This is a genomic window from Microbacterium canaveralium, assembly GCF_047238045.1.
In the GTDB taxonomy this organism is placed as follows: Bacteria; Actinomycetota; Actinomycetes; order Actinomycetales; family Microbacteriaceae; genus Microbacterium.
Map to the genome: position 1 here is coordinate 1,748,241 of NZ_JBDFMA010000003.1, position 19,923 is coordinate 1,768,163.

Sequence of the window (19,923 nt, forward strand, 5' to 3'; positions counted from 1 at the left end):
GGCCGCGAACTCACTCGGTCTGCAGCAGGCCTGCGGCTCGTGCTGCGAAGGGCGGTCATCGCCCGAAGTCTTCTGGTGATTCGCCTGCGGCGCGGCCGCGGCTCATCGAAACTCCATTATCGCACGGTCGGCGCGATTCGCTCACAGGTGCGGCGCGAGTCATTCCCCGTTCTCGCTCGCATCAACGCTCGGGCTCGGCAGAAACGCCCGGTAACGGCGTTTCCGCGGAGCCGGGGCGTTTATGTCGGCGGCCGAACGGAGCGGCATCTCGACGGCGAGGCATCCCACAGGCGCCGCATCGGACGACGGTGGAAGAATCGCGAACATGAGTGAAAGCGTCACCCCGCGTCGGCCCGTCGTCCTCGCGGTGTGGTTGATCATCGCCGGAGCGGTCGGATGGTGGGCGGCGTTCTCGCTCACGATGGAGCGGTTCCACCAGCTCATGGACGGTGGCGCCGCGGCATCCTGTGACTTCAGCGTTCTGGTGCAGTGCACCGCGAACCTCAAGTCGTGGCAGGGCAGCGTGTTCGGCTTTCCGAACCCCATCATCGGTCTCGCGGCGTGGATCGCCCCGATCGTCGTGGGCTTCGCGATCCTCGCGGGCGCCCGCTTCGCGCGCTGGTTCTGGATCCTGTTCTGGCTCGGCATCGCCGGCGCGCTGACGTTCGTCATCTGGCTCATCTCGCAGAGCATCTTCGTGCTCGGCACCCTGTGCCCGTGGTGCATGGTCACGTGGTCGGTGACGATCCCGACGTTCTTCGTGGTCACGCTCCATCTGCTGCGCGAAGGCATCTTCCCCGTCGGGCCGAAGGTGCGAGAGATCGCGTCGTCGCTCATGGCGTGGGTGCCGCTCATGGCGTTCGGCGCCTACGTCGTCGTCGCGGTCATCGCGCAGCTGCGTCTGGACGTGCTGTCGCAGATCTGACGCAGCCCGCGCTCGACATAGCCTCAGCGATTTGCGGAATGTGAGCGGGTTCGGGGCGGATGCCGCTGAGATTGTGCGGATCGCGGAGTCGGCGCCCCGCAGCCGCCACCGCACACGACGACGGCCGCCGTCCCTCGCGGGAACGGCGGCCGTCGTGGCATCCGGGATCAGTCGAACCAGATGGAGAGCTCGCGCGCGGCCGACTCGGGGCTGTCACTGCCGTGCACGAGGTTCTGCTGAACCTTCAGGCCCCAGTCGCGACCGAAGTCGCCGCGGATCGTGCCGGGGGCCGCGGTCGTGGGGTCGGTGGTGCCGGCGAGTGAGCGGAAGCCCTCGATCACACGGTTGCCCGCGAGGCGGATCGCGACCGACGGGCCGGAGAGCATGAACTCCAGCAGCGGCTCGTAGAACGGCTTGCCCTCGTGTTCGGCGTAGTGCTCGGCGAGCCGCTCACGGTCGGGCTCGACGAGGCGGATGTCGACGAGGGCGTAGCCCTTCGCCTCGATGCGCGAAAGGATCGCGCCGGTCAGGCCGCGGGCGACGCCATCGGGCTTGACCAGGACGAGGGTCTCTTCGGTGGCCATGGGTCATTCTCCGTTCGAGAGGTCGGGGTCGGCGGCGCGTCGTGCGTTCTGCCGGTCCAGCGCCGCTCCCTTGATCGTCGCATACGCCCACATGCCACCGAAAATGAGAGCGACGACAGCGAGGGCCGGAACGAGGATGCCGCCGAGAGCGAGGATCACCTGGAGCGCCCAGCCGACGACGATGGCCCATCGGTGCCGCAGCAGACCCGAGATCGCGACCATGGCCGCGGCCATGAGCGCTCCCCCGACGATCCCCCACCACGGCTCGATGCCCCACGGGAGCGCCTTGAGGCCGTACACGACGAGACCACCGAGGAAGACGACGATCGACTCGAAGCCGAGAACGACCGCCCCGAGCGACTCCTGGGCGCCGCGGACGCGACGGGGGCGACGCTCGCGGGGGCTCATGCCTGCCACCCCGCCTTCCAGTCCTCGAGCTCGGACAGGCGGATCGCTTCGCCGGCGAGCACGACCGAGCCGGCGATCACAACGGCACGCCGGTCGGACTCTGCGGCCCACTCGCGTGCCGCGTCGGCCGCGTCCTCGAGGGTGCGGTGCACGGTGACGGGGACGTCGGCGGAATCGGCGACGTCGGCGATCGTGTCGGGGTCGGCGGCCCGCTCACTGTCCGGTGCGGTCGCGAAGATGCGGGCGACGGCGGGGGCGAGCGTCGAGACGATGCCCGCGGTGTCCTTGCCGGACAGGATGCCGACGACGGCCCCCCATTCGTCGATGTCGAACGCCTCGTCGAGAGCCGCGACGAGCGCACGGGCCCCGTGCGGGTTGTGGGCGGCGTCGACGAGCACGGTCGGCGCCGTGCCGAGCAGCTGCAGACGGCCCGGGGAGGTCGCGGCGCCGAGGCCGTCGGTCACGACGTCGGAGGCGAGCGGCTGGGTGCCACCGCCGATCAGGGATTCCACGGCAGCGATCGCCAGCGCCGCGTTGGCCCCCTGGTGGGCGCCGTAGAGCGGCAGGTACAGCTCGGAGTAGGTGCCGGCGATGCCGCGGACGGTGAGGAGCTGACCGCCCACGGCGAGCGTCTGCGTCTCGAGCGCGAAGCCCTCTCCGGCGAACGCGACCGAGGCGTGCATCTTCTCGGCGCGGGCGACGATGGCCCGCCGCGCCTCCTCCGGCTGCGCGGCAGAGACGACCGCCGCGCCCTCCTTGATGATGCCGGCCTTGACGGACGCGATCGCGGCGATGGTCGAGCCCAGGCGGTCGGTGTGGTCGATGTCGATCGGCGTGAAGACCGCGACGTCGCCGTCGGCGGTGTTCGTCGAGTCCCACTCCCCGCCCATGCCGACCTCCAGCACGAGGACGTCGATCGGGGCATCCGCGCACGCGACGAACGCCAGCGCGGTCAGCAGCTCGAAGAAGGTCAGCGGCGCGTCGCCGGACGCCTCGAGCTCGGCATCCACGATCTGCACGAAAGGCTGGATCTCGTCCCACGCGTCCGCGATCGCGGCGTCGGCCACCGGCTCTCCGTCGATGAGGATGCGCTCGGTGAAGCGTTCGAGATGCGGGCTGGTGAACAGGCCGGTCCGCAGCCCGAGAGCCCGGAGCAGGGTCTCGATGATGCGGCTCGTGGACGTCTTGCCGTTCGTGCCGGTCACGTGGATGACGCGGTAGGTGCGCTGCGGGTCGTCGAGCAGTTCGAGCAGCCGGCGCGTGCGCTCGACGCGCGGCTGCACCCACTGCTCGCCCTGGCGCTCGAGGAGCGCGGCGTAGACGGCATCGGCGCGGGAACGGTCGCTCATGCGGTGCCTCCGGTCGAGATGCGGGCGACGGCCACGGTGACCGCCCCGGCGTTGGCGTACGTCTTCGCCGCGACGATGGCCTCGAACTCGGGCGCGAGGACCGTGCCGCGCTCGATGAGGCGCTCGTTGCGGGTGGCGAGTAGGACGCCTTCGGCGAGGGTCTCGGATGCCACGCCCGCGAGGTCGAACGCCTGGGCGACGGCGCGCGCGTCCGCGTCGTCGTCGAACGTCAATGCGAGCGAGATGCGGTCGCTCACGTCGAAGCCCGCGGCCTTACGGGTGTCCTGGATCGCGCGGATCATGTCGCGCGCCAGGCCCTCGGCCTCGAGCTCGGGCGTCGTGACGGTGTCGAGCAGCACGAAACCGCCCGACGACAGCACCGCGAGAGCCTCCCCGGCGGGCCGTCCAGCGGTCTCGACGACGAGGTCGTACTCGGTCGGCTCCAGCGGGATGCCGCCGGCGACCACGCGGCCGTCGGCCTCGCTCCAGTCGCCGGCGCGGGCGGCCTGGATCGCCTGCTGCACCTGCTTGCCGAGGCGGGGACCGGCGGCCCGGGCGTTCACCGACAGGCGGTGGGTGATGCCGTAGGCGGCGGCCGTGTCGTCCTCGAGCGGGATCTGCTCGACGCTCTTCACGTTGAGCTCGTCGCGGAGGATGTCGTCGAACTGCGCCAGCCCGGCGGCATCCGGGGTCACCACCGTCAGACGCGGCAGCGGCAGGCGCACGCGCTTGCCCTCGCGCTTGCGGAGGGCGTTGGCGACGCTCGAGACCTCGCGGACGGTGTCCATCGCGGTCCGGATGTCGGCCGCGGCCGGGAAGGCCCCGGCATCCGGCCAGTCCTGCAGGTGCACGCTGCGACCGCCGGTGAGTCCCTGCCACACGCGCTCGGTCACGAGGGGCAGGAGCGGGGCGGCGACGCGCGTGAGCGTTTCGAGCACCGTGTAGAGCGTGTCGAAGGCTTCACGACTCGTCGGGTCTTCGGTCACGCCCACCCAGAACCGGTCGCGCGAGCGCCGGATGTACCAGTTCGTCAGGACCTCGGCGAAGTCGCGAAGGCGCTCGGCCGCAGTCGTGGAGTCGAGCCCCTCGAGGTCGGCCGCGACGTCGCGAACGAGATCGCCGGTGAGGGCGAGGATGTAGCGGTCGAGCACGTCGGTCGAGTCCGTGCGCCATTCGGCCGTGTACCCGTCGCCGGACGCGTTGGCGTAGGTCGCGAAGAAGTACCACGCGTTCCACAGCGGCAGCAGGAACTCGCGGACGCCGGAGCGGATGCCTTCCTCGGTCACGACGAGGTTGCCTCCCCGCAGCACCGAACTCGACATGAGGAACCAGCGCATGGCATCCGAGCCGTCGCGGTCGAAGACCTCGTTCACGTCGGGGTAGTTGCGCAACGACTTGGACATCTTCTGTCCGTCGTTGCCGAGGACGATGCCGTGGCACGAGACGCCCGTGAAAGCGGGGCGATCGAACAGCGCCGTCGATAGCACGTGCATGACGTAGAACCAGCCGCGGGTCTGCCCGATGTACTCGACGATGAAGTCGGCCGGCGAGTGCTCGTCGAACCACTCGTGGTTCTCGAACGGGTAGTGCACCTGCGCGAACGGCATGGAGCCGGAGTCGAACCACACGTCCAGCACGTCCTCGATGCGACGCATCGTCGAGCGACCGGTCGGGTCGTCGGGGTTCGGGCGCGTGAGGTCGTCGATGTAGGGACGGTGGAGGTCCACTTCGTCATCCGCGTTGCGCGGCAGGCGGCCGAAGTCGGCCTCGATCTCGGCGAGCGAGCCGTAGACGTCGACGCGCGGGTAGTTCGGGTCGTCGCTCTTCCACACCGGGATCGGCGATCCCCAATACCGGTTCCGGCTGATCGACCAGTCGCGCGCGCCCTCGAGCCACTTGCCGAACTGGCCCTCCTTGACGTTCTCGGGCACCCAGGTGATCTGCTCGTTGTTTTCGAGCAGGCGGTCCTTCACGTCGGTGACGCGCACGAACCAGCTCGACACCGCCTTGTAGATCAGGGGGTTCCGGCAGCGCCAGCAGTGCGGGTACGAGTGCTCGTACGACGCCTCGCGGAGAAGGCGCCCCTCCTGCTTCAGCAGGCGGATGAGCGGCCGGTTGGCATCCATCCACAGCTCGCCGGCCACGTCGGTGACGGTCGACAGGAACCGGCCGCCGTCGTCGAGCGAGATGATCGTGGGTAGGCCCGCGGCATCCGCGAGGCGCTTGTCATCCTCACCATATGCGGGGGCCTGGTGCACGATTCCGGTGCCGTCGCTGACGGTGACGTAGTCGTCGACGAGGATCTTCCAGGCGTTGCCCGTCCCCCAGGTCTCGGCGTCCGCGTAGTAGTCGAACAGGCGGTCGTATGACACGCCCTCGAGCTCGGAGCCCAGGATCGTCGTCTGCACGGCCTGGCGCGCGGCATCCGGGGTCTCGTACCCGAGGTCCTTCGCGTAGCCGGGCAGCAGGTCTTCGGCCAGGAGGTAGCGGTGCGCGGTGGCCTCGATCGCCTCGTCGGGCGTGCCGTCGGGCGCGCGGTGCACGTCGGCCGCACCGTGGGGTCCGCCCTCGATCACGGCATAGCGGATGCCGGGACCCACCGCGAGGGCGAGGTTGGTCGGCAGGGTCCACGGCGTCGTCGTCCACGCGAGTGCACGTACACCGGTGAGGCCGAGGGCTTCGGCCTTCGCACCGACGAGCGGGAACGTCACGGTGACCGACGGGTCCTGGCGCATCTTGTAGACGTCGTCGTCCATGCGCAGTTCGTGGCTCGACAGCGGCGTCTCGTCGCGCCAGCAGTACGGCAGCACGCGGTAACCCTCGTACGCGAGGCCCTTGTCGTGCAGGGTCTTGAACGCCCACAGGACGCTCTCCATGTACGACGTGTCGAGCGTCTTGTAGCCGCGCTCGAAGTCGACCCAGCGCGCCTGGCGGGTGACGTAGTCCTGCCAGTCGCGCGTGTACTCGAGCACCGATTCGCGGGCCTTGCCGTTGAACACGGCGACACCCATGCGCTCGATCTCGTCCTTCTCGGTGATGCCGAGCTGCTTCATCGCCTCGAGCTCGGCGGGAAGGCCGTGCGTGTCCCACCCGAAGACGCGGTCGACCTTCTTGCCCCGCATCGTCTGGAAGCGCGGGAAGAGGTCCTTCGCGTAGCCGGTGAGGAGGTGCCCGTAGTGCGGCAGGCCGTTGGCGAAGGGCGGGCCGTCGTAGAACACCCATTCCTCGGCGCCCTCGCGCTGCTCGATCGACGCGCGGAACGTGTCGTCGGCATCCCAGAAGGCGAGCGTGTCGCGCTCGATCTCGGGGAAGCGGGGGCTGGGGACAACGGATGCCGCGGCGTCGGCCGCCGGTCCGAAGGATGAGGGGCGTGGGTAGGTCATGTCTCTCCGCAGGTCGCGATCCACCTGCAGGGACGATCCGTTCGGACCGCGGTACCACCCCGCATTGCGCCCACCGGGGTGGGCGCCGCTCTCACTGCGGCTGTGACGGGCCTGACCCGCTCGGTTCTACTGGGGGCGGTGACCCCGTTCTTCCGAGAGCTCCCCGGTGATAGCCGGATCGGTGCTGATACACCCATTCTACGCCGACGCGCTCGGGTCGGCGGGCTCGTCTCCGACAAACCAGGGTCCGGGCGCGGGAATGCCGGAGCGAACGCGGGAGTTTCTGGACTCGTGCCAAGATCTATCCCCGTGACCTCTGCTCCCCCCGTCCCCCGACCGACCTCCTCCGCACCCGCACGCCGCGTCGCGTGGGCGTCGATGATCGGCACCTCGCTCGAATCCTTCGACTTCTACGTCTACGCCTACTTCGCCGCGTTCTTCGTGGGACCGCTCTTCTTCGATCCGCTCGGCGGCATCGGCGCGACCTTCGCCGCGTTCTCGACGATCGCGCTCGCCTTCGTCGTGCGGCCGATCGGTGCCATCATCTTCGGTCACATGGGCGACCGGCTCGGCCGTCGCACCACGCTCCTGTGGACCGTGGGCATCATGGGCGTCGCGACGGGCCTCATCGGCGTTCTACCGACGTACGCCCAGGCCGGCTGGTTCGGGGCCGTGCTGCTGCTGGTGCTGCGTATCGCGCAGGGCCTTTCGCTGGGCGGAGAGTGGGGTGGCTCGATCCTTCTCGCGACCGAGCACTCCAGCCCGGTGAAGCGCGCGTTCTACGCCGCGATCCCGCAGCTGGGCTCGCCGGTCGGATCGATCCTCTCCGCGGTCGTGTTCATCGTGATGACCTTCGCACTCCCGGCCGATCAGCTCGCCGCCTGGGGCTGGCGCATCCCGTTCCTGCTCGCCCTCCCCCTGCTGCTGGTCTCGCTCTACCTCCGCTGGTCGATCGACGAGACGCCCGTGTTCGAGAACGTCGTGGCGACCGGTCGCCGCGACCGCGTCCCGTTCCTCGCGATGTTCCGCGCGCAGCCGACCGTGGTCGTCGTGGCCATCGGAGCGGCGCTGCTCGGCATCGGTTCCTACTCCCTGATGAACACCTACACGATCAACTACGGCGTCGAACGCCTCGGCTTCAGCTTCCAGGACCTGCTCGTCGCCACGACGATCGGTGCGCTCCTCCAGCTGGTCACGATCCCGCTGTTCGGCGCGTGGGCCAACCGCATCGGCTCGGCCAAGGTGGTGGCGTGGGGCGCGCTCGGCACGCTCCTCATCACGTTCCCGATGTACTTCCTGCTGCAGTTCGCGACCTTCCCGATCCTCGTCGCCACGATGATCGTCGGCGGCATCCTGCCGACCATGTCGTGGGCGGCCCTGGGCGGTCTCATGAACGACCTCTTCCCCGCCCACTTCCGTTACTCCGCGCTCTCGATCGCGTACGCCGTCGCGGCGACGATCTCCGGGTTCATCCCCCTCGCCACCGTCGCGCTCGGAAACGCCACGGGCTTCGCGTGGTGGCATCCTGGGGTCGTCCTCGCGATCCTCTCGGCCGTCACTCTCGTGGCGGCCTGGATCGCCGTGCGGCGCCGCCCGGTGGCCGAGACGGTCTGAGCGGTCGCCGCCCACTCACCGCCGCGCGCCGTCGTGCGGTCTTCGGCGGAGGTTCAGTGGGCTGAGCGGTTGCGGGGCGCGGCGGTCGCTCAGTGATTCGCGCAATCTCAGTCGGCATCCGGGATTCGGGCTGAGGTTGTGCGGATCGCTGAGGTTCTGAGGGGCGCCGAGGGTGTGAGGGCTCTGTGGCTGATCGAGTGCGAATCACCGAGCTTCTGCATCGCCGCACCCGGAGCGTGCCTCCGTCACCCCCGCATCCGCAGCCCGCAGCAGCGCCGTCGCGTGCCGCGAGGGCCGGCTGACCTCCCGGTAGACTCGATCGGCATCCCACAGTCAGGCACGCACACACGGTGCCGCACATATCGCTTGAGGAGTACCCATGTCGCAGATCCCGGACAAGCCCGCCCTGGAGGGCCTCGAGCAGAAGTGGGATGCCGCGTGGACCGAACGCGGCACGTACGTCTTCGACCGGGCCCGTGCGGCCGAGGTGGGCCGCGCCGGTGTCTTCTCCGTCGACACCCCTCCCCCGACGGCATCCGGAAGCCTGCACATCGGGCACGTCTTCAGCTACACGCACACCGACGTCAAGGTGCGGTTCGAGCGCATGCGGGGCAAGACGGTGTTCTACCCCATCGGCTGGGATGACAACGGCTTGCCCACCGAGCGTCGCGTCCAGAACTACTACGGCGTTCGCTGCGACCCCTCGCTGCCGTACGACCCCGACTTCACGCCCCCGATCGCGGGTGGCGACAACAAGAGCAGCAAGGCAGCCGATCAGGTTCCCATCAGCCGCCGCAACTTCATCGAGCTGTGCGAGCTGCTGACCGTCGAGGACGAGAAGGCGTTCGAGGCGCTGTGGCGCGACCTCGGACTCAGCGTCGACTGGGGCCAGACGTACCGCACGATCTCGGACGACGCGATGCGCACCAGCCAGCTGGCGTTCCTGCGCAACGTCGAGCGCGGCGAGGCGTATCAGGCCCTCGCCCCCACGCTGTGGGACGTCGACTTCCGCTCGGCGATCGCGCAGGCCGAGCTCGAAGACCGCGAGCAGCCCGCCGCGTACCACCGTCTGGGCTTCCACAAGACGGACGGCTCCGGCGACGTGTTCATCGAGACCACCCGCCCCGAGCTGCTTGCCGCGTGCGTGGCGCTGGTGGCCAACCCCGCCGACGAGCGGTATCAGCCCCTCTTCGGCTCGACCGTGCGCACGCCGCTCTTCGACGTCGAGGTGCCGGTGCTCGCCCACCCGCTCGCGCAGCAGGACAAGGGCTCGGGCATCGCCATGATCTGTACGTTCGGCGACGTCACCGACATCATCTGGTGGCGTGAGCTCGACCTCCCCAACCGCACGATCATCGGCAAGGACGGCCGTATCGTCGCCGAGGCCCCGGATGTCATCGTGACGGATGCCGCGAAGGCGGCGTACGCCGAGCTCGCGGGCAAGACCGTGTTCAGCGCCAAGAAGCGCATCGTCGAACTCCTCCAGGAGTCGGGTGAGATGGAGGGCGACCCGAAGCCCTTCACGCACCCGGTGAAGTTCTTCGAGAAGGGCGACCGTCCGCTCGAGATCGTCTCGACCCGCCAGTGGTACATCCGTAACGGCGCGCGCGACGCCGAGCTGCGCGAGCGTCTCATCGCCCTCGGGCGGGAGATGTCGTGGCATCCCGACTTCATGCGCGTGCGCTTCGAGAACTGGACCAACGGGCTCACCGGCGACTGGCTCGTGTCGCGCCAGCGGTTCTTCGGCGTGCCGATCCCGGTCTGGTACGGCCTCGACGAGAACGGGGAGCGCGACTACTCCCGCGTGCTGACCCCCGACCTCGCGGCGCTTCCCGTCGACCCCACGACGGACGTGCCCCCGGGCTACACCGAGGACCAGCGCGGCGTCGCGGGCGGCTTCGACGCCGAGCGCGACATCCTCGACACGTGGGCGACGTCCTCTCTCACGCCGCAGCTGGCCGGTGGCTGGCAGCGCGACGAGGAGCTGTGGAACCTCGTCGCCCCGTTCGATCTTCGTCCGCAGGGCCAGGACATCATCCGCACGTGGCTGTTCTCGACGATGCTGCGCAGCGCTCTCGAAGACGGCCGGGTGCCGTGGACGGATGCCGCCATCTCGGGCTTCATCGTCGACCCCGACCGCAAGAAGATGTCGAAGTCCAAGGGCAACGTCGTCACACCGGCCGACGTGCTGCAGCAGCACGGCTCCGACGCCGTGCGGTACTGGGCGGCGTCCAGCCGCCTCGGCACCGACGCGGCCTTCGACCCGCAGAACCCGACGCAGATCAAGATCGGTCGGCGCCTGGCGATCAAGCTGTTGAACGCGGCGAAGTTCGTGCTGTCGTTCCCGGTGCCCGAGGGGGCCGAGGTCACCCACGCGCTGGATGCCTCGATGCTCGCCACCCTCGACCGCGTGGTCACCGACGCGACGGCGGCGCTGGAGTCGTACGACCACGCCCGTGCCCTCGAGATCACCGAGTCGTTCTTCTGGACCTTCTGCGACGACTACCTCGAGCTCGTCAAGGAGCGCGCCTACGACCGCTCCGATGTCGGTCAGGCGTCGGCCGCCCTCGCGCTGCGCACGGCCCTGTCGACGCTCGTCCGCCTGTTCGCTCCGGTGTTGTCGTTCGCCACCGAAGAGACCTGGTCGTGGTTCGAGGAGGGGTCGGTACACACCGCCGCGTGGCCCGAGCCACTCGGCATCGAGGGCGACGCCGTCGTGCTGACCGCCGTGGGTGAGGCACTCATCGGCATCCGACGCGCGAAGACCGAGGTGAAGGCCTCGCAGAAGACGCCGGTCCTCTCCCTCACGATCCACAGCCCGCACGTGGCGGCATTGCGCCTGGCCGAGGGCGATCTCCGCGCCGTGGGCCGGATCGAGACGATCACCTTCGTCGAGGCCGACACCACCACCGTCACCGACATCGTGTTCGCACCGCAGGAGGACTGATGCAACTCGGAACCCGCTGGACCGCCCGCGAGCAGCCCCCGGCCGCCGTGCCCGCCGTTCTGCACGCGCAGATCGCGGCCGTCGAGGCGGCGCTGAACCCCGATGGACTCAGCGCCCCCGCTCCGCGATGGACGCTGACCTTCCTCGAGGGTCGGCCGGTCGCCGAGCTCGACACCGGCGTGATCGTCTCGCAGGATGCCTCGGGCGAGGTCACCGTGCGCTACGACACCGACGACGAGTTCGCCTGAGGTCTCAGCGGGGCGTGAGGTAGCGCCACACGTCGTCGCTCATCTCCCGCGATGCCCGCCGTGCCGTTCTCAGCGCAGGCTCCGCCTCGGCTCGGAGGGCACGGTGGCGCATGCGCTCCTCGGCGAACCTCGACATCGCGTGGGCCAGCGCGAGGAGTGCCGCTTCTGCGCGTGTCGGGCGGACCGGTTGCGCGACGGCAGACGTCGTGGTGGCGCTCATGCGCTGCCCTTCTCGATCGGAAGGGGGAAGACGTCCGCGCGCATCGTGACGGCGCGCACGTCGTCGCCGGTCTGGTTCCGGTAGCGCTTCACGGTCTCGTCGATGAGTGCCTGCACACGGGCGATGAGCTCGGCGGACTGTGCAGGCGTGAGCCTCGCCGTCGCGGTCGTGATGACCGACGCCTCACGCCACTCCTCCGGTTCGTCCCAGCCGTGCGCCACGAAGTGCATGAGCTGCTGATGCCGCAGGGCGAGCGTCTCGGATTGCACGACCTCCATGACCGCGCGCCCGGACGGCGTGTTCTGCATCTCGGGATTGGTCAGCGTCACGCTCCCCGCGGGCCGCTCCCACCATCTTTCGCGCGCGGTCCCGCGACCCGCGACCTCACGGATGAGATCGTGGCGCGCCAGCGCACGAAGATGGTAGCTCGTCGCCCCGGTCGACTCCCCCGTGAGCTCGGCGAGACTGCTCGCCGTCTGAGGACCGTACTGGCTGAGGATGTCGAAGAGTCGGACGCGGAGGGGATGCGCCAGCGCGCGGAGCGCCCCGGCATCCAGGACCCGCCCTTCCTGCGTTCGTTCTTCCGTCATGTTGCAAAGATACCTTTGCAGACAGTTGTTTGCAACGTTCTCTCTGCATCCACGTCCGAGAGCACTTAGGCTGGAACGATGACGGATGCCGTGACCAATCCCCTCCTCGCTCCGACGCCGCTCCCCTACGATCTGCCGCCGTACGGCAGCATCCGGGTCGAGCATTACCTTCCGGCCTTCCATGCCGCGTTCGCGGCGCAGCGGGCCGAGGTCGACGCGATCACCGCGCAGACCGACGCGCCGACGTTCGAGAACACGCTGGTGGCCCTCGAGCGCAGCGGCGCCCTGCTCGACCGGGTCGCCCGCACCTTCTACACCGTCGCGTCCGCCGACGGAACGGCTGAGGTGCAGGCCGTCGAGGAGGAGCTGGCGCCCCTCATGTCCGCACACGGCGACGCGATCCAGCTCGACGCGGCGCTCTTCGCGCGCGTGACGGCCGTGCACGACGCGCTCGACACCCTCGACCTGGATGCCGAGAGCCGGTACCTCGTGGAACGGCGCCACCGCGAGATGTCCCTCGCGGGTGCGGGCCTCGACGACTCCCAGAAGCAGCGCCTGACCGATCTCAACCAGCGTCTCTCGACCCTCACCACGACGTTCGAGAAGAACCTCCTTGCCGACACCAACGACCTGGCCGTCGTGTTCGACGACGCCACAGAGCTGGACGGGCTGAGCGACGGCGAGCTTTCGGCGGCCGCGCAGGCCGCGACCGAGCGCGGACTCGAAGGCCGCTACGTCGTCACCCTCACGCTGTACACGGGCCACCCGTACCTCGCTTCGATCACGAACCGCGAGAGCCGTCGCCGCCTCCTGGAGGCGTCCCGCGCTCGCGGCACCCGCGGCAACGCCCACGACAATCGTGCGACGCTGCGGGAGATCGTCCGCTTGCGGGCCGAGCGCGCGGCGCTCCTCGGCTATCCGTCGCATGCGGCCGCGGTCCTCGCGGATCAGACCGCCGGATCCCCGGACGCGGTGCACGACCTGCTGCGCCGGCTCGCGGTGCCCGCGGCGGCGAACGCCCGTGCCGAGCAGGAGGCGTTGCAGCGCATCGCCGATGGCGACGGCATCCGGATCGAGGCGCACGACTGGGCGTTCTACACCGAGAAGGTCCGTGCCGAGCAGTACGACCTCGATCGTGCCGCCCTGCGCCCGTGGTTCGAGGCCGAGCGCGTGCTGCGGGACGGGGTGTTCTCGGCCGCCGAGCAGCTGTACGGCATCCACATCGCCGAACGCCACGACCTGCAGGGATATCACCCCGACGTGCGTGTCTTCGAGGTTCACAACGCCGACGGCAGCGAGCTCGGGCTGTTCCTCCTCGACCTCTACACCCGTGATTCCAAGCGCGGCGGCGCGTGGATGAACTCGATCGTCACGCAATCGCGCCTTCGGGGCACGGCGCCGGTCGTCGTGAACAACCTCAACGTCAACAAGCCCGCGCCGGGCACGCCGACCCTCCTGACGCTCGACGAGGTCACGACGCTCTTCCACGAGTTCGGGCACGCCCTGCACGGTCTGTTCGCCACCGTCACCTACCCGCATTTCGCCGGCACGGCGGTGCACCGCGACTTCGTGGAGTTCCCCAGCCAGGTGAACGAGATGTGGATTTTCTGGCCCGAGATCCTCGCCCACTACGCGCGGCACCACGAGACGGGCGAGCCGCTGCCCGCGGACGTCGTCGAACGGCTCCACACCTCGGAGGCCTTCAACCAGGGCTTCGCCACGAGCGAGTACCTCGCGGCATCCTGGATCGACCAGGCCTGGCACGGGTTGTCGGTCGACGATGCGGCGCGGGACATCGACGTGTCCGCGTTCGAGGCGGCGGCTCTCGCCGACATCGGGCTCGACAACCCCGCGGTCCCGACCCGGTACGCCTCCACGTACTTCGCGCACGTCTTCTCGGGCGGATACAGCGCCGGGTACTACTCGTACATCTGGAGCGAGGTCCTCGACGCCGACACCGTCGAGTGGTTCCGCGAGAACGGCGGCCTGACACGCGAGAACGGCGACCGCTTCCGCCAGCGTCTCCTGGGTGTCGGCGGATCGGGCGATCCGCTCGCGGCCTACCGCGACTTCCGCGGCCGGGATGCCGAGATCCAGCCGCTGCTCGAACGTCGCGGCCTCATGGTCTGACGGGGGTGCGGGTGTCGGTGGGAGCACCGGCACCCGGAGAGCGTCGAGCGTCGACGGCGTCCGCGTCAGGCGCTCTTGCGCTTCTGCGCCAACACCACCGTCGCGGGAACTCCGTCTTCGACGGATGCGCGAGTGATGACGACCTTCGCGACGTCGTCCGCAGACGGCACGTCGAACATGACCGGACCCAGCACGTCCTCCAGGATCGCCCGGAGCCCGCGGGCACCGGTCTTGCGGGCCACGGCGAGGTCGGCGATCGCGCGCAGGGCCTCTTCCTCGAACTCGAGCTGGACCCCGTCGATCTCGAACATGCGCTGGTACTGCTTCACCAGAGCGTTGCGCGGAGCCGTGAGGATCTCCATCAGGGCATCCTGATCGAGCGGCGAGACGGATGCCACGACCGGGAGGCGACCGATGAACTCGGGGATGAGGCCGAACTTGTGCAGGTCTTCCGGGAGCACCTCGCTGAAGAGGTCGGGCGCGTCCTCCTTGCGGTGGAGCGGAGCGCCGAAACCGACGCCGTGCTTGCCCACGCGCGCCGAGATGATCTCCTCCAGACCCGCGAAGGCCCCGGCCACGATGAACAGGACGTTCGTCGTGTCGATCTGGATGAACTCCTGGTGCGGGTGCTTGCGGCCGCCCTGCGGCGGAACCGACGCGACGGTGCCCTCGAGGATCTTCAGCAGGGCTTGCTGCACACCCTCGCCGGACACGTCGCGCGTGATCGAGGGATTTTCGGCCTTCCGCGCGATCTTGTCGACCTCGTCGATGTAGATGATCCCGGTCTCGGCACGCTTGACGTCGAAGTCGGCGGCCTGCAAGAGCTTCAGCAGGATGTTCTCGACGTCTTCGCCGACGTATCCGGCTTCCGTGAGGGCCGTGGCATCCGCCACCGCGAACGGCACGTTGAGACGCTTCGCGAGCGTCTGCGCCAGGTACGTCTTGCCGCATCCGGTCGGGCCGAGGAGCAGGATGTTGCTCTTGGCGATGTCGATCTCTTCGGCGCGCTGCTCGGCCGGCTGCAGGGTGCCGTGGGCACGCACGCGCTTGTAGTGGTTGTAGACGGCCACGGCGAGGGCGCGCTTGGCGGGCTCCTGACCGACGACGTACTCCTCGAGGAAGCCGAAGATCTCACGCGGCTTCGGCAGATCGAAGTCGGCGACCTCGCCCGAGGACGATTCGGCCATGCGCTCTTCGATGATCTCGTTGCAGAGCTCGACGCACTCGTCGCAGATGTAGACGCCGGGACCGGCGATCAGCTGCTGCACCTGCTTCTGACTCTTGCCGCAGAAGGAGCATTTGAACAGATCGGCGCTTTCTCCGATGCGTGCCATGCTCGTGCCTCCTCATCCCCGGCCACTCGCCCGAGTGACTTTGAGCCTAACCTCTGCTCGGGACATTCGAGGGCATTTGTGCGAGGTGCCGCGATTGTGATCGCCGACGGCGGACAATGCCGCCGTCCCACGCGAGTCGCCCCGAATCGTCACCTCCGGCACGTCCCGAGCGACGACTCCTGGTGGCTCACGGGGCGGAGGGGCCGAGTGCCCCACCGGGAACGACGATGCCCCGCCGGTGGTATTCCGGCGGGGCATCGAGGGAGGCGCTCAGGCAGTCAGAGCCGCCGGGACGCGCTTGCGAGTCGTCAGCACCTGGTCGACGATGCCGTACTCCATCGCCTCCTGGGCCGAGAGGATCTTGTCGCGGTCGATGTCCTTGTTGACCTTCGCGACGTCCTGGCCGGTGTGCCGCGCCATGGTCTCTTCGAGCCACGTGCGCATGCGCATGATCTCGGCGGCCTGGATCTCGATGTCGGACGCCTGTCCGTGACCCGACTCGCCGACGGCGGGCTGGTGGATCAGGATGCGGGCGTTCGGCAGAGCCAGACGCTTGCCGGGGGCGCCGGCCGCGAGCAGCACCGACGCCGCCGAGGCGGCCTGACCGAGCACGACCGTCTGGATCTGCGGTGACACGTACTGCATCGTGTCGTAGATCGCGGTCATGGCCGTGAACGAGCCACCGGGCGAGTTGATGTACATGATGATGTCGCGGTCGGGGTCCTGCGACTCGAGCACGAGCAGCTGGGCCATGACGTCATCGGCCGAAGCGTCGTCGACCTGGACGCCCAGGAAGATGACGCGGTCCTCGAAGAGCTTGTTGTACGGGTCCTGACGCTTGTAGCCGTAGGCCGTCCGCTCCTCGAACTGGGGCAGGATGTAGCGGCTGTTCGGCATCTGCGCGGCGCCGCCGCCGAAGGTGGGAGTGTGCATTACGGTGTCCTTTCCTCTCGCCCTCGGCCTCAGGCCGCGGTCCCGCCGCCACCGGCGACGTCGGTGGCGTGCTCACGCATGTGGTCGACGAAGCCGTACTCGAGCGCTTCCTGCGCCGTGAACCAGCGGTCGCGGTCGCCGTCGGCGTTGATCTGCTCGACGCTCTTGCCGGTCTGCGCGGCGGTGATCTCGGCGAGACGCTTCTTCATGTCGAGAATCAGCTGCGCCTGCGTCTGGATGTCGCTCGCGGTTCCGCCGAAGCCACCGTGCGGCTGGTGCAGCAGCACGCGGGCGTTCGGCGTGATGTAGCGCTTGCCCTTGGTGCCGCTGGTCAGGAGCAGCTGGCCCATCGACGCGGCCATGCCGATACCGACCGTGACGATGTCGTTCGGCACGAACTGCATCGTGTCGTAGATCGCCATGCCGGCCGTGATCGAGCCGCCGGGCGAGTTGATGTAGAGGTAGATGTCCTTCTGCGAGTCCTCTGCCGCGAGCAGCAGGATCTTGGCGCAGATCTCGTTGGCGTTCTCGTCACGCACCTCCGAACCGAGCCAGATGATGCGGTCCTTGAGCAGCCTGTCGAAGACGCTCGTTGCCATAAGGGGTTCGGGCATTTGTGCTCCTCTTCCGGTGATCTGCAACGAATCTACCGGCGGGATTCGGGGCGGGTCGCCGTGTTCGCCGCGGGCGGATCAGGCGTGTCCGTCCGCGATCTCGCGGGCGTATCCGGTCACGGAGCGGGTGTAGAGCGGAAGGTGCGGGGCGAGCGTTTCCAGCGCGATGGATGCCGCCCGCTCGGCCTCCCCCGCCGACACGAGCGCGAGCGCGTAGAACGCCGCTGCGGCGTCGTGCAGAGGTCCGCGGGGCTGGCGCTCGTACTCGGCGCGCAGCAGGGCGAGCGCCTCGTCGATCTTGCCGAGATTGCGGATGGTGCTCGCCAGCTGGATCGTCGCACGCGTCCGGCGCTCCTCGTCCAGGCCTCGGTCGAGGGCACGACGGTAGAGCACCTCGGCCTCGGCCTCGAGGCCGGCCGAGTCGCGGGCGCCGGCCCGCTCGAACAGGGCGACGGGGTCGTCCTCAGGACGTTCGGTGGCCAGCGCGTCGATCCGCTCGACGACCTCGGCCTCGCTCAGGGTGTCGTCGCTCCACACGCCGTCGATGCGGTCCTGCCAGTCGTCCACGAGTGTTCTCCCCTGTGTCGGCGCGGCGCCTTCTTGCCGCAGTCACTCGGCGGAACAGGCGGTGACGAAAACAGGGGGCGGATGCCGTGGCATCCACCCCCTGTCCTCGAACGGTGTTACTCGCTGTCGGCGGCCTTCTTCTTGGCCGGGGCGCGCTTCTTGGCGGGGGCCTTCTTGGGGGCCTCCTCGGCGGCGGCCTCTTCGGCCTCGACGACGGCGTCCGCGTCGGCTGCGGCGTCGGCGATCTCCTGCGCCTCCTCGACGACCTCGTCCTCGGCGTCGGTGGGCTCTTCGCCCTCGACGGCGACGAAGCCGGTCAGGTCGACGGGCTTGCCGTCCGTGTCGACGACGGTGACCTTGCCGAGCGCGATCGCGAGCGCCTTGTTCCGGGCGACCTCGCCGACCATCGCGGGGAGCTGGTTGCCCTGCTGCAGCGCGTTGACGAAGTCCTGCGGGGCCATGCCGTACTGGGCGGCCGACTGGATCAGGTACTGCGTCAGTTCGTCCTGCGAGACCTGGACATTGGCATCCTCGGCGATCTTGTCGAGGATCATCTGGGTGCGGAACTGCTTCTCGCTCGCCTCGGTGACCTCGGCGCGGTGCACGTCGTCCTCGAGGCGGTTCTCGCCCTCGAGGTGCGTGTGGACCTCGTCCTCGATGAGCTGCGGCGGCACCGGGATGTCGACGGCCTCGATGAGCGCCTCGACGAACTTGTCGCGCGCGGCGGCACCCTGCGTGAAGACCGACTGCTCCGAGACGCGCTCGGCGAGCGAGGCGCGCAGCTCTTCGAGGGTGTCGAACTCGGATGCCATCTGCGCGAAGTCGTCGTCGGCGTCGGGGAGCTCGCGCTCCTTGACGGCCGTGATCGTGACCGAGACCTCGGCCTCTTCACCGGCGTGGTCGCCACCGACGAGCTTGGAGCGGAAGGTGGTCTGCTCGTCGGCGGTCAGCGATTCGATGGCCTCGTCGATGCCCTCGAGCAGTTCGCCGGAGCCGACCTCGTACGACACGCCCTCGGCGCGGTCGATCTCGGCGCCGTCGATGGTGGCGACCAGGTCGAGCTCGACGAAGTCGCCCGTCGCGGCGGGACGGTCGACGGTGACGAGCGTGCCGAAGCGGGCGCGGAGTCGGTCGAGCTCGGCATCCACCGCGGCCTCATCGGCCTCGAGGGCGTCGACGGTCACGGTGATCGTGTCGTACGCGGGAAGGTCGAACTCGGGGCGGACGTCGACCTCGACGTCGACGATGAGGTCGCCCGAGTAGTCCTTGAGCTCGGGGAGCTCGACGATCTCGGCGCTGGGGCGGCCGATGACACGCAGCTCCTGGTCTTCGACGGCCTGGCGGTAGAACCCGTCGAGACCCTCGTTGACGGCGTGCTCGATGACGGCGCCGCGACCGATGCGCTGGTCGATGATCGGCGCGGGCACCTTGCCCTTGCGGAAGCCGGGGATCTGCACGTCCTGAGCGATGTGCTCGTAGGCGTGGGCGATGCTCGGCTTGAGCTCTTCGGGCGAGACCGTGATGTGGAGTTTGACCCGGGTCGGGCTGAGCTTCTCGACGGTGCTGTTGACCATGCGGTGTGTTCTCCTCGTGTGGCCCGCGCGCACGCGGGGGCCGGCTAGGCCTGTGGTCTGTGGGGCCGTTGCGTCGGGGCGACAGGATTTGAACCTGCGGCCTCCCGCTCCCAAAGCGGGCGCTCTACCAAGCTGAGCTACGCCCCGGGGCGACGCGCATGACGCGTTCGACGAAACGACCCCTGAAAGTCTAGTCGATCGACGTGCGGGGGCCGGTGCGAGAGCCTCGCACATGTCGAGACTCCGGCCCGAGTCCCTTGATGGATGCCGCGCCCCGGTGCTCGAAAACAGGGGATGCCACGAGAACAGACCGTTTCGGGCGAGGATCGCCCTGTCGTCGGCGAATCCCCTGTTCTGGTGCCACCCGTGTTCATGACTGGGTCTGTCGTGAAGTAGAGTTGTCGACGCTGCGGTGCGCCGCCGCGGGGATGTAGCTCAATGGTAGAGCCTCAGTCTTCCAAACTGATGGTGCGGGTTCGATTCCCGTCATCCCCTCCATTTCG

At 69.0% G+C, this 19,923-nt stretch carries 16 protein-coding genes and 2 tRNA genes; 6 read left to right on the forward strand and 12 right to left on the reverse strand.

The window, feature by feature from the left end; translation table 11 throughout:
• Positions 1-325: 325 nt before the first annotated feature.
• On the forward strand, positions 326-925 hold the full coding sequence (locus ABC271_RS09330; RefSeq protein ID WP_412924604.1) for a vitamin K epoxide reductase family protein: 600 nt from the start codon (positions 326-328) through the stop codon (positions 923-925).
• Positions 926-1,092: 167 nt separating this feature from the next.
• Here ABC271_RS09330 and ndk read toward each other — a convergent pair whose 3' ends face one another.
• From ndk to ileS, 4 genes are read right to left on the reverse strand one after another with little or no spacing between them, the layout of a single operon-like run.
• The gene (gene ndk / locus ABC271_RS09335) at positions 1,093-1,509 is read right to left on the reverse strand and encodes a nucleoside-diphosphate kinase (protein ID WP_412924605.1); all 417 of its coding nucleotides are present in this window, start codon (positions 1,507-1,509) and stop codon (positions 1,093-1,095) included.
• A gap of 3 nt (positions 1,510-1,512) precedes the next feature.
• Positions 1,513-1,917, reverse strand: a complete 405-nt coding sequence (locus tag ABC271_RS09340) for a DUF4233 domain-containing protein (RefSeq protein ID WP_412924606.1) — start codon at positions 1,915-1,917, stop codon at positions 1,513-1,515.
• Positions 1,914-3,266 carry a bifunctional folylpolyglutamate synthase/dihydrofolate synthase gene (locus ABC271_RS09345; protein ID WP_412924607.1) on the reverse strand — a complete coding sequence of 451 codons (1,353 nt, stop codon included), beginning with the start codon at positions 3,264-3,266 and terminating at the stop codon, positions 1,914-1,916. The genes ABC271_RS09340 and ABC271_RS09345 overlap by 4 nt, the downstream gene beginning before the upstream one ends.
• Positions 3,263-6,649, reverse strand: a complete 3,387-nt coding sequence (gene ileS / locus ABC271_RS09350; protein WP_412924608.1) for an isoleucine--tRNA ligase — start codon at positions 6,647-6,649, stop codon at positions 3,263-3,265. The genes ABC271_RS09345 and ileS overlap by 4 nt, the downstream gene beginning before the upstream one ends.
• Positions 6,650-6,958: 309 nt before the next feature.
• Here ileS and ABC271_RS09355 point away from each other — a divergent pair, with 309 nt between their 5' ends.
• The 3 genes from ABC271_RS09355 to ABC271_RS09365 all read left to right on the forward strand — a co-directional run bounded on the left by ABC271_RS09355 (position 6,959) and on the right by ABC271_RS09365 (position 11,458).
• On the forward strand, positions 6,959-8,263 hold the full coding sequence (locus tag ABC271_RS09355; RefSeq protein WP_412924609.1) for an MFS transporter: 1,305 nt from the start codon (positions 6,959-6,961) through the stop codon (positions 8,261-8,263).
• Between the two features lie 379 nt (positions 8,264-8,642).
• Entirely contained in the window at positions 8,643-11,210 is a 2,568-nt protein-coding gene (valS, locus tag ABC271_RS09360; protein ID WP_412924610.1) for a valine--tRNA ligase, read from the forward strand.
• Positions 11,210-11,458 carry a hypothetical protein gene (locus ABC271_RS09365; RefSeq protein WP_412924611.1) on the forward strand — a complete coding sequence of 83 codons (249 nt, stop codon included), beginning with the start codon at positions 11,210-11,212 and terminating at the stop codon, positions 11,456-11,458. Before valS ends, ABC271_RS09365 begins: the two co-directional genes overlap by 1 nt.
• Positions 11,459-11,462: 4 nt before the next feature.
• Here the strand turns inward: ABC271_RS09365 and ABC271_RS09370 are convergent, their stop codons facing one another.
• Together ABC271_RS09370 and ABC271_RS09375 are read right to left on the reverse strand one after the other, a co-directional pair.
• Positions 11,463-11,678: a hypothetical protein gene (locus tag ABC271_RS09370; RefSeq protein ID WP_412924612.1), complete on the reverse strand. Its 216-nt coding sequence runs from the start codon at positions 11,676-11,678 to the stop codon at positions 11,463-11,465.
• A complete protein-coding gene (locus ABC271_RS09375; protein WP_412924613.1) occupies positions 11,675-12,268 on the reverse strand; it encodes a helix-turn-helix domain-containing protein in 594 nt (197 codons plus the stop codon). The genes ABC271_RS09370 and ABC271_RS09375 overlap by 4 nt, the downstream gene beginning before the upstream one ends.
• 78 nt (positions 12,269-12,346) lie before the next feature.
• Here ABC271_RS09375 and ABC271_RS09380 point away from each other — a divergent pair, with 78 nt between their 5' ends.
• On the forward strand, positions 12,347-14,398 hold the full coding sequence (locus ABC271_RS09380) for a M3 family metallopeptidase (protein ID WP_412924614.1): 2,052 nt from the start codon (positions 12,347-12,349) through the stop codon (positions 14,396-14,398).
• A gap of 65 nt (positions 14,399-14,463) precedes the next feature.
• Here the strand turns inward: ABC271_RS09380 and clpX are convergent, their stop codons facing one another.
• The 6 genes from clpX to ABC271_RS09410 form a co-directional block, all read right to left on the reverse strand.
• Positions 14,464-15,732, reverse strand: coding sequence for an ATP-dependent Clp protease ATP-binding subunit ClpX (gene clpX / locus ABC271_RS09385; RefSeq protein WP_412924615.1), 1,269 nt, complete (start codon positions 15,730-15,732; stop codon positions 14,464-14,466).
• A gap of 270 nt (positions 15,733-16,002) precedes the next feature.
• Positions 16,003-16,665 carry an ATP-dependent Clp protease proteolytic subunit gene (locus tag ABC271_RS09390; RefSeq protein WP_412924616.1) on the reverse strand — a complete coding sequence of 221 codons (663 nt, stop codon included), beginning with the start codon at positions 16,663-16,665 and terminating at the stop codon, positions 16,003-16,005.
• Between the two features lie 29 nt (positions 16,666-16,694).
• Positions 16,695-17,279 carry an ATP-dependent Clp protease proteolytic subunit gene (locus ABC271_RS09395; protein WP_412924617.1) on the reverse strand — a complete coding sequence of 195 codons (585 nt, stop codon included), beginning with the start codon at positions 17,277-17,279 and terminating at the stop codon, positions 16,695-16,697.
• 78 nt (positions 17,280-17,357) lie between these two features.
• The gene (locus ABC271_RS09400; protein WP_412924618.1) at positions 17,358-17,846 is read right to left on the reverse strand and encodes a tetratricopeptide repeat protein; all 489 of its coding nucleotides are present in this window, start codon (positions 17,844-17,846) and stop codon (positions 17,358-17,360) included.
• Between the two features lie 116 nt (positions 17,847-17,962).
• Positions 17,963-19,420, reverse strand: coding sequence for a trigger factor (gene tig, locus ABC271_RS09405; protein WP_412924619.1), 1,458 nt, complete (start codon positions 19,418-19,420; stop codon positions 17,963-17,965).
• A gap of 73 nt (positions 19,421-19,493) precedes the next feature.
• Positions 19,494-19,567: transfer RNA gene (locus ABC271_RS09410), tRNA-Pro, on the reverse strand.
• Between the two features lie 277 nt (positions 19,568-19,844).
• Here ABC271_RS09410 and ABC271_RS09415 point away from each other — a divergent pair.
• Positions 19,845-19,918, forward strand: a tRNA-Gly gene (locus tag ABC271_RS09415).
• Positions 19,919-19,923 lie beyond the last annotated feature (5 nt).

Bases quoted from the DNA above. Each gene is read 5' to 3' on its own strand.
- tig (WP_412924619.1), bottom strand. From the start codon at position 19,420: ATGGTCAACAGCACCGTCGAGAAGCTCAGCCCGACCCGGGTCAAACTC.
- ABC271_RS09395 (WP_412924617.1), bottom strand. From the start codon at position 17,279: ATGCCCGAACCCCTTATGGCAACGAGCGTCTTCGACAGGCTGCTCAAG.
- ileS (WP_412924608.1), bottom strand. From the start codon at position 6,649: ATGACCTACCCACGCCCCTCATCCTTCGGACCGGCGGCCGACGCCGCG.
- ABC271_RS09340 (WP_412924606.1), bottom strand. From the start codon at position 1,917: ATGAGCCCCCGCGAGCGTCGCCCCCGTCGCGTCCGCGGCGCCCAGGAG.
- ABC271_RS09365 (WP_412924611.1), top strand. From the start codon at position 11,210: ATGCAACTCGGAACCCGCTGGACCGCCCGCGAGCAGCCCCCGGCCGCC.
- ABC271_RS09345 (WP_412924607.1), bottom strand. From the start codon at position 3,266: ATGAGCGACCGTTCCCGCGCCGATGCCGTCTACGCCGCGCTCCTCGAG.
- ndk (WP_412924605.1), bottom strand. From the start codon at position 1,509: ATGGCCACCGAAGAGACCCTCGTCCTGGTCAAGCCCGATGGCGTCGCC.
- ABC271_RS09370 (WP_412924612.1), bottom strand. From the start codon at position 11,678: ATGAGCGCCACCACGACGTCTGCCGTCGCGCAACCGGTCCGCCCGACA.
- ABC271_RS09375 (WP_412924613.1), bottom strand. From the start codon at position 12,268: ATGACGGAAGAACGAACGCAGGAAGGGCGGGTCCTGGATGCCGGGGCG.
- ABC271_RS09380 (WP_412924614.1), top strand. From the start codon at position 12,347: ATGACGGATGCCGTGACCAATCCCCTCCTCGCTCCGACGCCGCTCCCC.
- valS (WP_412924610.1), top strand. From the start codon at position 8,643: ATGTCGCAGATCCCGGACAAGCCCGCCCTGGAGGGCCTCGAGCAGAAG.
- ABC271_RS09330 (WP_412924604.1), top strand. From the start codon at position 326: ATGAGTGAAAGCGTCACCCCGCGTCGGCCCGTCGTCCTCGCGGTGTGG.
- clpX (WP_412924615.1), bottom strand. From the start codon at position 15,732: ATGGCACGCATCGGAGAAAGCGCCGATCTGTTCAAATGCTCCTTCTGC.
- ABC271_RS09390 (WP_412924616.1), bottom strand. From the start codon at position 16,665: ATGCACACTCCCACCTTCGGCGGCGGCGCCGCGCAGATGCCGAACAGC.